Source organism: Empedobacter sp. UBA5528 (genome assembly GCF_002426075.1).
Lineage (GTDB): Bacteria > Bacteroidota > Bacteroidia > Flavobacteriales > Weeksellaceae > Empedobacter > Empedobacter falsenii_B.
Map to the genome: position 1 here is coordinate 88076 of NZ_DINY01000030.1, position 13853 is coordinate 101928.

Here is a 13853-nt window from a genome sequence, read left to right on the forward strand (position 1 = left end):
TACTATATTTTAGTATACATAATTTTTTTTTAAATAAAATCGAGGCTTTCCAAATGGAAAACCTCTAAAAATGTTATATTTCTCTATGAGGAGAAGATATATATAAAAAATGTTATCACGATGGATTCTGTTCACACAACGGATTCGAATTGATTTCAGCGACAGGAATTATCCATTGCCATTTTAAATCTGTTGGCTCTATTGTATAAACGTTGTTAATAACAGTTGCATTGTGATTTGCTCCTGTACGATCTAATTTTTGACCTAATCGTTTTAAATCGAAGAATCTAAATCCTTCTCCCCATAATTCGATTCGTCTATTCAGTAAAATCTGTTGATAATATGCATCCCCAGAAGTTGTAAATCCTGTGAAAGATGTATCCCTTGCTTTTTCTAAAGTTGTTAATACTGCTTTAGATTCTGTTTCTTTTCCTAATTTATATAACGCTTCTGCTTCTATCAAATACATTTCTGCCACACGCATAAACGGTACATCTCCTAAAGAACTTGATGTACTTTGTGCTAAAAATTTTTGAGATGTATATGCAAATAGTGAATAGTTAGACGGTAAATCTAAACTTGTATGCTTTCCTGTCGGATCCACAACTTGCGTACGAACATCTGTTGTTGGAAAAGCATTGTACAAATTGGTATTCATCACTTTTGGAGCAGTACGAATTTGAGATGAATTGTAATTTCGAGACATATAAGCATGGAAATTTCCGAAATAGTCGGATTGATCTTCTTGAATTGTTACGCCCCACATCCATTCTGGATTTGAATAATCATTAAACCCAGCTTTGTATTGCGTTTGTGACATTAACGAAAATTGTGATTTTACCTCGTTAGCATATTCAGCAGCTTTTGCATAATCTTGCTGAACCAAAGCAACTCTTGCCATAATACCTTTTACATTTTCGATCGAAAAATGTGAAGCATTAGACGCTTTTTTTCCTGTTAAATAAGTTTCTGCTTTGGCTAAATCATTCCAAATTTCAGTATAAACTTCTTGTACAGTTGCACGCGTTTTTGGATCAACATCTTTTGGATCATCTCTTAAAACAACTCCTAAATCAGAATTTGCGGCACCTGCTACATATCTTTTACCATACAACTGAACTAATTGAAAATATCCAAATGCACGGTAAGCATAGGCTTCTCCAATAGCTTGATCTTTTATATCCTGATCTCCCGATGCATCATCTCCGTATGTAATAATGTTATTAGCATTTTTGATCATTTCGTACCAAAATGTCCAAGGATAAGATGAAGTTGTAGAAGAATTGTTGCTTTGAGAAATCCATCTTAATTCACTTACAAACCAGCCATTTCCAGTAGAAGGAAATACAACATCTTCTCCCATTACATCTGTAATAATCAGTTGTGCTGTATAACCATTATTACCTTGAGATTCATTTTGTCTAACATACATATTTCTATGCATTCCATTTATTGCAGCCATTAAGTTATCTGCTGTAGAATAAATTGTTTGATCACTTACTGAGGATGTCGGAACAACATCTAAATAATCATCATTACATGATGATAACGAAAATGATGATAATCCAATAACTACTAGTAATAATTTTATCTTTTTCATTGTAAATTCATTTTTTTAGAAAGAAACATTTAGTCCTAAACTTACTGTTCGAGACGGAGTGTAACGATAAGTTGTTGTACCGTTGAATGACTGCGCTGGTTCTAAACCTTGTCTTGCGGTCCAAGAATATAAATTCTCACCAGAAACATAAACTTTCAAATTGCTTAAACCAATTCCTTCAATTGCTCGTTTATCGAAATTGTAACCTAATTGTACTGTTTTGATTGTTAAATAATCTGAACTAACCAACCATCTTGACGAAGCAGCAGAAGCATTTGTTGTATTCGCAGTACTCATAATTGGCACATTTGTAACATCTCCTGGACTTTTCCAAGCTGATAACATATCTGTACTAATTGCTTGTCCTTGTGGATAAGAACTCATTAATAACGCATAATTACTATCATATGTTTTTCCTCCTAATTGATAATTCAACATAATTGAAGCATCAAAATTTCCAACTCTGAAATTATTTGTAATACTACCATAAACATCTGGTAATGATGATCCTGAATAATCATACAATGCATTCGCATAATTAGTAGTTACTTTAGTTCCGTTAACTGTACGTGTATTAGAATCGTCTGCTTTTGTTGGATCTTGAACATACAAAGCTGCTCCATCCGAAGAGTCTACACCATACCATTGACGCAACCAGAAATCATACAAAGAATGACCTTCTGCAATACGTTTTGTTCCATTGATAATTGCATCATCTTTTCCATTAGCCATTTTCAACATTTCGTTTTCGTTATGAGCAGCAATCAGACCTAAATCCCATGAGAATTTATCATTTCTAACAATCCCAAAGTTTAATGAAAGCTCGATTCCTTGATTTCTCATTTTACCAATATTTTGATAAATAGAATTTCCTGGAACTCCAGCAGAATTTGGCACAGGAACAGCGAAAATCATATCTTTTACATCTTGTAAATAATATTCTAATGATCCTGAAATTCTATTTCTGAACAATGCAAAATCTAATCCTACATCAAACGAATTTTTAGATTCCCATGTTAAGTTAGAATTACCAACTTGACCAAGTAAGACTCCCGATTCTGTCCCATTGTTATATCCCAAAGAATATAAATCTAAATCGACCTCATAACCTGGTTCTTCGCCAATTCCGCCATCATTCCCAACTTGTCCATAAGAAGCACGTAATTTTAATTCATTAATAACTGATGAATCTTTTAAGAAATCTTCTTTGTGGATATTCCATCCACCACCTACAGACCAGAAAATACCTTGATTATTTTCATCCGAAAAACGAGATGACTTATCTAAACGAGCAGAAGCAGACAACAAATATTTGCTTGCATAATCATAGTTAACGCGTGCAAAATATCCTTCTTTTCTAATGATGTAATTGTACCCCGTTGCACTTGTTGTATTCAAGAAATTGACTAGTTCATAAATACCAGAAACAGTTTCTCCAGTTTTACGAATATTAGAATAATCAGTTTTTCTCTCAAAACTTTCGTGACCTAAGATTGCATCGAAGTTGTGTAAACCGAATGATTTTCTATAATTTAAGATTTGATTGAATGTTGTACCTGTATACTTATATTCCGTAATTTCTAAAGCAGCAGTACCAGACGCATCTCCAATTTCTTTATTACCATATTCTTTGTATTTGTAATTTCTTACATCATATGATAAGTTTGAAGTAAATGTTAAACCTTTTGCAAGTTTAATCTCTGCATTAAATCTTGAATTAATAGAATTAGAATCTTGATATTGATTATTCAACAAAGTTTCTTGCAACACATTTCGTCCAGAACTTGCACTAGAACCTCTACCACGAGATTCGTTTCCATCATAAACAGGATTTCCTTCTGTATCATAAACACGTTGTCCATTTGCATCATACAAATAAGGCGAATAAATTGGCCCCATTGCTCGTGTAAAATAAAATGGATTGATATAAGAAGAACCTCCACTAGAATCAGCTTGATTCGATTTAATTAAACTTCCTGATAAATTAGTTCCTAATTTTAACCAATCTGTAACTTGAGAATCTACATTTACACGTGCATTATAACGTTCGAAATCAGATTTTATCACATAACCAGATTCTTTATTATAACCAAAACCTGCAAAATATGTTGTCTTCTCATCACCACCCGAATAATCTATATCATACTTTTGAAAAGACCCTACACGAGAGATATAATCTTGCCAATCAAAATCATTGTATAAAGCATCAGATGAAGTTAAAACTCCATCTACAACAACTTGATTATCGGCAACTCCGTAAATATTATTTTTAAGATTATTTGTAATTAAATTCGTTGAAGCATAAGCATTCGCTTGTGCTAATGTTGCAGAAGAATTTGAAGCTAAATAGCCATTTCGCATAGATTCCCAAGTAGCAACATAATAATCTCCTGCTCCAACTCTCGAATATTCTGGTATAGCTCTCGTTACAACTCCTGTATTTGAAGATAATCTAAAAGATCCTTTACCTTTTTTACCTTTTTTTGTTGTCACCATAACAACTCCATTTGCAGCTGATGCTCCATATAAAGAAGTTGAAGCAGCATCTTTTAAAACGGTCAATGATTCGATATCATTTGGATTCAAATCTTGTAAACTTCCTGTGTAGATAACCCCGTCTACAACATACAATGGCGAACTAGATAAGTTATAAGAACCTACTCCTCGAACTTGCACTTCCAATCCAGAACCAGGCTGACCAGAACCAGTTGAAACTTGTACGCCAGCTACAGCACCATCTAAAGCTTTTGCCACATTAGATAAAGGTCTGTTTTCTATATCTTCAGCTTTTATAGTTCCCACAGAACCAACTACAGTTTCCTTTTTCTGTACACCAAAAGCGGTTACAACCGTTTCTGCAAGATCTACAGTAGTATTAGACTGTAATTTAATAACACCTAAATGATTGCTCGAAACAACATAATCTTTTCCATTAATGATTAAAATATCACCAATTTTAGCATCAATATCAAATTCTCCATTTTCATCTGTGTAAGCTACTTTGTCTGAACCTTTGATTCTAATTTGCACATCTGCTTCTGGAAAACCATTGCCATCATTTATAATTCCTTTCGTTTGCCCATACGAAAATGCAGCAAAACCAAGAAAAGCGAATAAGCTTAATGAAGTTAATTTTTTTCTCATGTTTAATATAAATTGATGCTACAATGATATTTGACATCTTTAACTTCGAGATTATTTTAACTTTCATTCAATTTTAATTAGAATTTACTTAACATAAATAATGAATGATTTTGTTTATTATTTAATGGAATAATTAAGTAAAATTTTAAACATGACGTTTTAACTATTTTTAACATAATAATTGTACTAAAACGCACAACCTGATTTTCAGAAGATGAAAAAAATTGTAAAAAATAAATTTTTATGCTTCTTACAAAATGACTTAATATAAAAATCAAACAGACTTCAAAACAACTAAAATCATCCTTATATATAATATTGTTGTTTTCACAATATTGCATAAGATAATAACTATCAAAAGCAGTTAATAGTTGATAGATTTAAAAGCTTTTCGATACCTATTGTGAGGTTTTTTTGTGGAAAAATAAATGGACGAAAATAAAAAAAGCACTAATCAAATTGATTAGTGCTTTTTGAGGTTCCTAGCGGATTCGAACCGCTGTGGACGGTTTTGCAGACCGCTACCTAGCCTCTCGGTCAAGGAACCATTCCCGTTGTTTTGGATTGCAAATATAGCAATAATTTCAGAAAAAAAAAGTTTAATACGATTTTTCTAAAATAACACTCACTTTTTCTACATGCCCACCAATAGGAGGATTCAGCTTAGATAATTTTACTTTTGCATACGTGACATTCGTAAGTTCTTGACCTATACGATCTAAGACTCTTTTACAAACATGTTCCAAAAGTTTTGAACGAATACCTACTTCTTCCTTCACAATTTTATTTAACGAAACATAATCCAAAGCATCTATCAATTCATCCGATTCTGTTGCTTTCGTAAAGTCTGCATGCGCTTCCAAATCAACCAAATAATCAGAACCAATACGTGCTTCTTCATCTAAACATCCGTGATTCGAATATATTTTTATATTTTCTAAAATAATTATTCCCATAGTTCAAAGATAAAAAAAGACTTGCGTATTTCTACACAAGTCTTGTATTGTTTAATTTTTTTAAACCTTATTATTTTGCAGATGCATATCTTTCCGCAACTTTATCCCAGTTAATTACAGAGAAGAAAGCCTCAATATAATCAGGACGACGGTTTTGGTAGTTTAAGTAATAAGCATGTTCCCAAACATCTAATCCTAAAACTGGAAATCCTTGTACATCAGCAACCGGCATCAAAGTAGAATCTTGATTTGGAGTTGATGTAACAACTAATTTTCCATCTTTTACGATTAACCAAGCCCATCCAGAACCAAAGCGTGTTGCAGCAGCTTTAGAAAACTCATCTTTGAAAGCTTCAAAAGATCCAAAAGCAGCGTTAATTGCATCAGCAACTTCTGCAGTTGGTTGATTAGCACCACCTGGAGTTAAAATTTCCCAGAATAAATTGTGATTATAGAAACCTCCACCATTGTTACGAACAGCAGGTTTGTCAGTTCCTTTTGCTAAAATTTCTTCGATTGTAGCGTTTGCTAAATCAGTTCCTTCAATAGCAGCATTCAAATTATTTGTGTACGCAGCATGGTGTTTATCATGGTGAATTTCCATTGTTTTTGCGTCAATATGAGGTTCTAATGCATCAAATGCATAAGGTAATTTTGCTAATTCAAAAGCCATAATATTTATTTTTTAGATTTAATTTTCTTGTATAAAGATACACAATAACTCAACAAATATGATTCCGAAATGATAGAATTTTAACATTATTTAATAGTAAAAGCTTATTTTAGTAAAAGATTCTAAATTTTTGAAATGAAAATACTTTGGAAAATAATAAAATGGTTCATCGTAATCATTTGTGTATTAATCCTAATTCTTTATGCAACAGGGAATGACTACATTTTTCGTGGCGTAAAATTAACCTATATGAAAGGTGAAAGCACTGCAAATATCAACGATTACAAAGATTTTGATAACAATGTAATTTTGGCAGATGCACCGCGAGTTTGGCATCAACATTTAGATTATAATCAATTTCCGTTGTCAGCTAATTTCGAAAAGGAGATGAACGATTTCGGAACTGCTGGTTTAGTTATTATAAAAGATAATCAAATTTTGAGCGAATATTATTTCAATGGATATGCGCAAAATGATATTACCAATTCTTTTTCGATGGCGAAAACATTCACGACAATGATGTTAGGAAAAGCGATTGAAGAAGGTTATATCAAAGGTTTAGATCAAAAAATAACAGATTTTATTCCCGAATTTAAAAACGATAAATTTGGAGCTGAATGCACCGTTGGTGATTTATCTGCGATGACTTCTGGTTATGATTGGGACGAAGATTATTATTTTCCTCTAAATCCTACTGCAAAAGCATATTATGGCGATGATATAGTTAAACAAATGTTAGCTCGAAAATTTGTTTCTCAACCTGGTGGACATTTCAAATATCAATCGAGTGACACGCAATTATTAGGAATTGTGATTGAACGCGCGTTAAAAAATAAATCGTTATCACAATATTTTCAAGAAGAATTTTGGCAACCAATGGGTATGGAATTAGATGCACAATGGTCGAAAGATAATCCGAAAGGAATGGAGAAAACCTATTGTTGCTTCAATGCAACAGCGCGAGATTTTGCCAAACTTGGACAATTATTATTGAATGATGGAAATTGGTACGGAAAACAAATTTTAGATTCAGTATTTGTTCAGAAAATGGTTTTACCAAACAAAAAAGCATTCGGACCAAATGAGTCACAAATTTATGGTTATTCAGTTTGGATGGATTACAATTACAAAACGCCTTTTTATGCAATGTTAGGACATTTGGGACAACGTATCATTGTAATTCCTTCAGAAAAATTAGTTATTGTTCGAACTGGAAAAACGCATAATGATCAACCAAACAATCATCCAATTGCAGATGGCGATGTTTACCGATTGGTAGACGAAGCAATGAGAATTAATCAAAAAGTGAAAGAAAATGATCCAACGAATTCCTTACAGTAAAATATTATTTTTAGATATCGAAACGGTTCCACAAACCGATGATTGGAATCTTTTGTCTGAAAGAACACAAGCTCTTTGGGAAAAGAAAACAGCTTATCAACGCAATAATAATGAAATTTCTCCTGAAGAATTTTACCACGAACGTGCTGGAATTATGGCTGAATTTGGAAAAATTGTATGCATTTCAGTCGGAATTGTAGTTAAAGATTCTTTTATTCATATCAAAAGTTTTTATGGTCACGACGAAAAGAAATTGTTAGAAGATTTTAATTCAATGTTGATTGAAAATTTTTTCAAGCCTGATCATATTTTATGTGCACACAACGGAAAAGAGTTTGATTTTCCGTATATAGCTCGCCGAATGATGATTAATCAAATTGAAATTCCAGCTATTTTGCAATTATTTGGTAAAAAGCCATGGGAAGTTCAGCATTTGGATACAATGGAATTATGGAAATTTGGCGATTACAAGAACTTTACATCGTTAGATTTATTGGCAAATGTTTTCGAAATTCCAACACCAAAAGATGATATCGATGGTTCACAAGTTGCACGAGTTTATTACGATGAAAACAATGTAGAACGCATCAAAGATTATTGTGAAAAAGATGTTGTAACCTTGATTAATGTTTTCCGAAAAATGCGCTACGATCAACCTTTACAACGAAAAGAAGATTTATAAAAACGAAAAAATCCGCTAATGAGCGGATTTTTTATTCTATATTTTTTAATGATTAATTTTCATCATCTTCTGCTGAATCTGGTTCATCGCGAAAGTTTTCAATCAATTCATCTTTCACTTTCAATTGAACTTGCTCAACAGAATTTCGGTACATTTTGATAATTGTTCCTGTATATTCTTCCAAATCAATCAAATCTCCTTCTGTTAATTCTTTATCAGGATAACATTCAGAAATCAATCCAGCCAACGTATCATAATGTTCACTTTCTTCGAATCTAAACGGTACTAAACGATTAATATCGCTTATCGCGTTGTGTGCATTTATATTATAAACACCTTCAGAAACACGAGAAACTATCGGATCTTCGTTATCATATTCGTCTTGAATTTCTCCAACCAACTCCTCCAAAATATCTTCCATCGAAACAATTCCTGCAACTTCACCAACTTCATTTGTTACAATTGCAATTTGCATATGTTTTTTCTGAAATTGTTTCATTACATTCTTAATCAATGCATTTTCTGAGATAAAAATTGGCTCTCGCAACAATCCTTCAATTTCAGTTTGATTTGGATTTTCCAATAATTGCTTGATTAAATCCTTAGCGTAAATGATACCTTTTATATTATCAAATTCTTCTTCGTAAACAGGATAACGCGAATAACCTTCATTAATCGCATAATCTAACGCATCTTTTACAGAAGTATTAATATTAATTGCAGAAACATTTTTACGTAATGTTTGAATATTCATCACTCGACGATCATCAAACTCAAACACATTTTGAATTAAATTACGCTCAGATTCTTCAATTGCTCCACCTTCAGAACTTTCTGTAATAATCATTTTCAACTCTTCTTCTGTGTGAATTTCACCTCCATGAATAGGATGAATTCCAATCGCACGAAGAATTACATTTGCCAAACCATTCATTAAAACAATAAGAGGTTTGAAAACAAAATAAAATGCACGAAGAGGCCAAGCTACTGTAAAAGTAGTTTTTGTTGGATACTGAATCGCAATAGATTTCGGCGCTAACTCACCAAAAACAATGTGCAAAATAGTAATGATAACGAAAGCTGCTGGGAATGCAACATTATGCGCAATCGCTGTCCAAGAAGGAGAAGTTAAACCAACTACTTCAAAAAGTTTTACGATTACAGGTGTTAAAGAGCTTTCTCCAACCCAACCAAGACCAAGCGAAGCTAATGTAATACCTAATTGTGTTGCGGCAAGATAAGAATCTAAATGATTAACGATTCGTTTTGCAGCATTTGAAGTTCTTTCGTTAATATCTTGATTAACTTCAATTTGTGACGAACGTACTTTTACAATTGCAAACTCGGCTGCAACGAAAAAACCATTTAATAAAACAAGGAAAATTGTAAGCAAAAGTTTTGCTACAGAAATTTCATCGGCGACATTGTGATTAGCGACTAAAAACAATGTCGAAATCTGGGAGTATGTATCCATTCTTCGAATTTAAAAAACTGACTTGTTATAAGTTTTTATAAGCCAGTAAATCAATACATCTAAATTAATAAAAAAAAATAAAAATCACAACGTTTTGATTCGTAGCAAAATTACAAAATTTATAAATACAAAATCTTAGAAATTATTGATTCGAGAAAATGATTAAAAAATCACTAAATTTCCACTTCATTTATCAAGCAACAATTTGCCATGCAAAAGCAAGATTTACATTATATTATCGAGATCAAAAAATTATCGATTTCTTTTGGAGATAAACAAGTTTTGAATAACATCAATTTCAAAGTAGAACAAGGTGATACATTAGGAATTGTTGGAGAATCCGGCTCTGGAAAGTCATTAACTTCATTGGCAATTATGGGTTTATTGTCTCCTAATGTGACAATTCATCCCGAAAGTGAAATTCTTTTTCGTCAAGATGATAAAATGATCGATTTGCTTAAACTTTCGCCTAAAGAACTGGAGGAAATAAGAGGAAATGAAATCGGAATGATTTTTCAAGAACCAATGACTTCTCTAAATCCAAGTTTACGTTGCGGGGAACAAGTGGAAGAAGAGATTCGTTTGCATCAAAATTTATCGAAAGAAGAAGCTAAAAAGAAAGTTCTTCATCTTTTTGAACAAGTAAAATTACCAAATCCCGAACGTATTTATAAAGCCTATCCGCACGAATTATCTGGTGGACAAAAGCAACGTGTAATGATTGCAATGGCGATTTCTTGCGAGCCGAAATTATTGATTGCTGACGAACCAACAACAGCTTTGGACGTTACGGTACAAAAAGCAACGTTAGATTTATTGAAAGAATTACAAGAAAAAAATAACATGAGCATGTTGTTTATTTCTCACGATTTGGGCGTAATTGCAAATGTTTGCGAAGAAGTTTTGGTGATGTTTCGTGGTGATGTTGTAGAACAAGGAAATGTGGAAACTATTTTTAATCATCCGAAAGAAAATTATACAAAAGGTTTAATTGCTTGTCGACCTCGATTGGATGAACGCGCAAAACGTTTACCTACGGTGAAAGATTTCTTAGAAAATCCAAATTTCAAAACTGAAATCTATACAGAAGAAGAACGAGAAGCTTTTCACGAAAAAATTTATGTAAATCCTCCAATTTTAGAGGTTAAGAACTTGAAGAAATATTTCTATCCTTCGACTCTATTTGGAAACGCTACAATCCCGAATGTAAAAGCTGTCGATGATATTTCATTCAAAGTATATCCAGGTGAAACAATGGGCTTGGTTGGCGAATCGGGTTCTGGAAAAACAACCTTGAGTAGAACGGTTTTGTTATTAGAAAAACCAACTGCCGGCGAAATTTATTATAATGGTATAGATATTACGAAACTAAAAAAAGAGCAAATTCGTAAATTAAGAAGAGAAATTCAGATTATTTTCCAAGATCCATATTCAAGTTTAAATCCTCGCCAAACCATTGCGCAAATTATTACAGAACCAATGCAAGTGCATAAAATTGGTCTGAATAAAGCTGAGCGATTAAAAACGGCTTCATCTCTTTTACAAAAAGTGGGTTTATCAGATCAAGATTTGAACAAATATCCGCACGAATTCTCTGGTGGGCAACGTCAACGTATCGGGATTGCTCGTGCTTTGGCTTTAAATCCTAAATTTATCATTTGTGATGAATCTGTTTCTGCGTTGGATGTTTCTGTTCAGGCACAAGTTTTGAATTTATTAAATGATTTGAAAACAGAATTTGGATTTACCTATATATTTATCTCGCACGATTTGGCGGTTGTAAAATATATGAGCGATCAATTATTGGTGATGCAACACGGAGAAATGAAAGAATTGAACGATGCAGACAAGGTTTATGCGCATCCGACAACAAACTATACCAAAGAATTGATAGAAGCTATTCCAAAGCTATAAAAGGATCTTTTATAAAAGCAAAAAGCGTTTGAAGTTTATTTCCTCAAACGCTTTTTTATTGATCGCAATAAATCAATATAAACTAAACTATTTCAAAATAAAAAAAGCATCCAAATCTGAATGCTTTTTAGTAGTCCCTAGGGGAATCGAACCCCTCTTTCTAGAATGAAAATCTAGTGTCCTAACCGATAGACGAAGGGACCTCCTTTCGTATTATTGTGGTGCAAAAATAAACGTTTATTTTTTATTACCAAACAATTTTCGAAAAATTTATACTATTTTTTTTAATCAAGTCAAATTGTAGTCCCTAGGGGAATCGAACCCCTCTTTCTAGAATGAAAATCTAGTGTCCTAACCGATAGACGAAGGGACCACTTAATATGAATTAATTAATTCGAATATTATTTATTTTGAATGAACGTCATTTTGTGTTGGGAGTTGTAGAAAAGTCGATGTATAATTCTAATAATTTGAACCAAGTTGAATTATACAGCGACATTTTCATTCCCGATTAATCATCTAAACATTATGATTAACCTTTACAAACAAAACACAAAAAACAATTTCCTTTACACAGTATTCTACTGGTTGTTTAAAAAATCAACAACTATGAACAAGGAAAAAAAAGATTGCAATAATGCAATCCATCTATTAATTTGTAGTCCCTAGGGGAATCGAACCCCTCTTTCTAGAATGAAAATCTAGTGTCCTAACCGATAGACGAAGGGACCACTTTTATTTTATTAAGCTAATCCCGCAATATGTTTCGCTAACTTTGATTTTAAGTTTGAAGCTTTATTCTTGTGAATAATGTTTCTTTTTGCTAACTTATCAATCATTGAAGAAACTTTCGGAAAAACTGTTTCTGCTTCATTTTTATCAGACTCAGATCTTAAAGCTTTAATAGCTGTACGAGCTGATTTGTGATAATATTTATTACGATCGCGTCTTACCGCTGACTGTCTAATTCTTTTTAATGCTGACTTATGATTTGCCATAACTTAAATCTCTTTCTATTTTAGTTCGGCAAAGATATAAACAAATATTTTATCTCGCCAAATTAATTTAATAATTTTCTAAAACACTTTTATGTAGCCCATAGGAGAATCGAACTCCTGTTTCCAGGATGAAAACCTGATGTCCTAACCACTAGACGAATGGGCCGCATGACGGCTTAACCACTTGTTGTGAAAAGCGAGTGCAAATGTAGAACAATTTTTTGGACTTCCAAATATATTTAAAAGTTTTTTTGAATATGTTTTTGTTAAAAAATGTTAAGGAAGTTAATATTTTGTCAAAACAACCCTTATATATAATGAGTTATAATTTTAACAATTACTTTAGCGGTGCTATTAAAATTTATACAAACGAATACTCAATATATGAAAGCATCGATATTAGGTGTAGCTGCAGTGGTTTGCACGATGTTTATTACATCATGTTCATCTTTAACCCCAGTTAGTGAAGCTACAGAATATTCTTCGAGAAGTTTCGTACCGAAACCAAGAGCTATTGAAGCTCAAGCTAAAATAATCAATAAACATGCCAATTTAGATGTTACACCAATAGAAATTAACGATGAAGCGAAATCTATGGTTGTGTTAAACAGCGTTTTAGAAGAAACGAATGAATTGTTTGCAGGGTTTTTATTAAAAGAAGCAGAAACGTATATTGGTACACCTTACCGATACGGAGGCACAACAAGAAGTGGTATTGATTGTTCTGCCTTTGTTAGAAACGTTTTCGAAACTTTCAATAAAAATTTACCTCGTGTATCTGCAGATCAGGCAAGAGAAGGTTTTACAGTTAGTACAGACGAAGCAAAGGAAGGAGATTTAGTTTTCTTTGCAACAAGAGGTCGTGGTAGAGTTTCGCATGTAGGAATTGTTCATGGAAGAAATAAAGATGGAGTTTTAGAATTTATTCATTCATCTACTTCTCAAGGTGTTATGGTATCTTCTTTAAATGATAGATATTGGGGACCAAAATTCTTATACGTAAAAAGAATATTATAACATTATCATAAAAAAAGCATCAAGTAATTTTGATGCTTTTTTTTTGTCTTATTT

10 protein-coding genes and 5 tRNA genes are annotated in these 13853 nt (G+C 32.5%); 4 read left to right on the top strand and 11 right to left on the bottom strand.

The annotated features are described in order from the left end of the window. Window positions 1-115: 115 nt before the first annotated feature. From B4L98_RS06915 to B4L98_RS06935, 5 genes are all read right to left on the bottom strand, one after another. The gene (locus B4L98_RS06915; RefSeq protein ID WP_286494932.1) at window positions 116-1600 is read right to left on the bottom strand and encodes a RagB/SusD family nutrient uptake outer membrane protein; all 1485 of its coding nucleotides are present in this window, start codon (window positions 1598-1600) and stop codon (window positions 116-118) included. Window positions 1601-1615: 15 nt separating this feature from the next. Next, a complete protein-coding gene (locus B4L98_RS06920) occupies window positions 1616-4744 on the bottom strand; it encodes a SusC/RagA family TonB-linked outer membrane protein (protein WP_286494933.1) in 3129 nt (1042 codons plus the stop codon). A gap of 476 nt (window positions 4745-5220) precedes the next feature. Then, a tRNA-Cys gene (locus B4L98_RS06925) sits at window positions 5221-5291 on the bottom strand. 52 nt (window positions 5292-5343) lie between these two features. Continuing rightward, complete coding sequence (gene folB / locus B4L98_RS06930) at window positions 5344-5700, bottom strand: dihydroneopterin aldolase (RefSeq protein ID WP_219034030.1); 357 nt, start codon at window positions 5698-5700, stop codon at window positions 5344-5346. A 70-nt stretch (window positions 5701-5770) separates the two neighbouring features. Continuing rightward, on the bottom strand, window positions 5771-6373 hold the full coding sequence (locus B4L98_RS06935; protein WP_219034029.1) for a superoxide dismutase: 603 nt from the start codon (window positions 6371-6373) through the stop codon (window positions 5771-5773). Between the two features lie 135 nt (window positions 6374-6508). Here B4L98_RS06935 and B4L98_RS06940 point away from each other — a divergent pair, with 135 nt between their 5' ends. Both B4L98_RS06940 and B4L98_RS06945 read left to right on the top strand, forming a co-directional pair. Beyond that, complete coding sequence (locus B4L98_RS06940) at window positions 6509-7714, top strand: serine hydrolase domain-containing protein (RefSeq protein WP_291077878.1); 1206 nt, start codon at window positions 6509-6511, stop codon at window positions 7712-7714. Then, window positions 7689-8396 carry a 3'-5' exonuclease gene (locus tag B4L98_RS06945; protein ID WP_038334981.1) on the top strand — a complete coding sequence of 236 codons (708 nt, stop codon included), beginning with the start codon at window positions 7689-7691 and terminating at the stop codon, window positions 8394-8396. Before B4L98_RS06940 ends, B4L98_RS06945 begins: the two co-directional genes overlap by 26 nt. Before the next feature lie 52 nt (window positions 8397-8448). Here B4L98_RS06945 and B4L98_RS06950 read toward each other — a convergent pair whose 3' ends face one another. Next, window positions 8449-9870: a hemolysin family protein gene (locus B4L98_RS06950; protein ID WP_114998216.1), complete on the bottom strand. Its 1422-nt coding sequence runs from the start codon at window positions 9868-9870 to the stop codon at window positions 8449-8451. Between the two features lie 192 nt (window positions 9871-10062). Between B4L98_RS06950 and B4L98_RS06955 the strand changes: the two genes are divergently transcribed. Then, window positions 10063-11784: an ABC transporter ATP-binding protein gene (locus B4L98_RS06955; protein ID WP_291059791.1), complete on the top strand. Its 1722-nt coding sequence runs from the start codon at window positions 10063-10065 to the stop codon at window positions 11782-11784. Between the two features lie 131 nt (window positions 11785-11915). On the opposite strand, the gene B4L98_RS06960 is transcribed toward B4L98_RS06955, so the two are convergent. The 5 genes from B4L98_RS06960 to B4L98_RS06980 all read right to left on the bottom strand — a co-directional run bounded on the left by B4L98_RS06960 (window position 11916) and on the right by B4L98_RS06980 (window position 12948). Continuing rightward, window positions 11916-11987: transfer RNA gene (locus B4L98_RS06960), tRNA-Glu, on the bottom strand. 98 nt (window positions 11988-12085) lie between these two features. Beyond that, window positions 12086-12157 (bottom strand) — tRNA-Glu (locus B4L98_RS06965). A 286-nt stretch (window positions 12158-12443) separates the two neighbouring features. Then, a tRNA-Glu gene (locus B4L98_RS06970) sits at window positions 12444-12515 on the bottom strand. A 12-nt stretch (window positions 12516-12527) separates the two neighbouring features. Continuing rightward, window positions 12528-12782 (bottom strand): 30S ribosomal protein S20, encoded by a 255-nt coding sequence (rpsT, locus tag B4L98_RS06975; RefSeq protein ID WP_038334974.1) that lies wholly within the window; start codon window positions 12780-12782, stop codon window positions 12528-12530. Between the two features lie 94 nt (window positions 12783-12876). Beyond that, window positions 12877-12948: transfer RNA gene (locus tag B4L98_RS06980), tRNA-Glu, on the bottom strand. 218 nt (window positions 12949-13166) lie between these two features. Between B4L98_RS06980 and B4L98_RS06985 the strand changes: the two genes are divergently transcribed. Further along, window positions 13167-13799: a C40 family peptidase gene (locus B4L98_RS06985; RefSeq protein WP_038334971.1), complete on the top strand. Its 633-nt coding sequence runs from the start codon at window positions 13167-13169 to the stop codon at window positions 13797-13799. Window positions 13800-13853 lie beyond the last annotated feature (54 nt).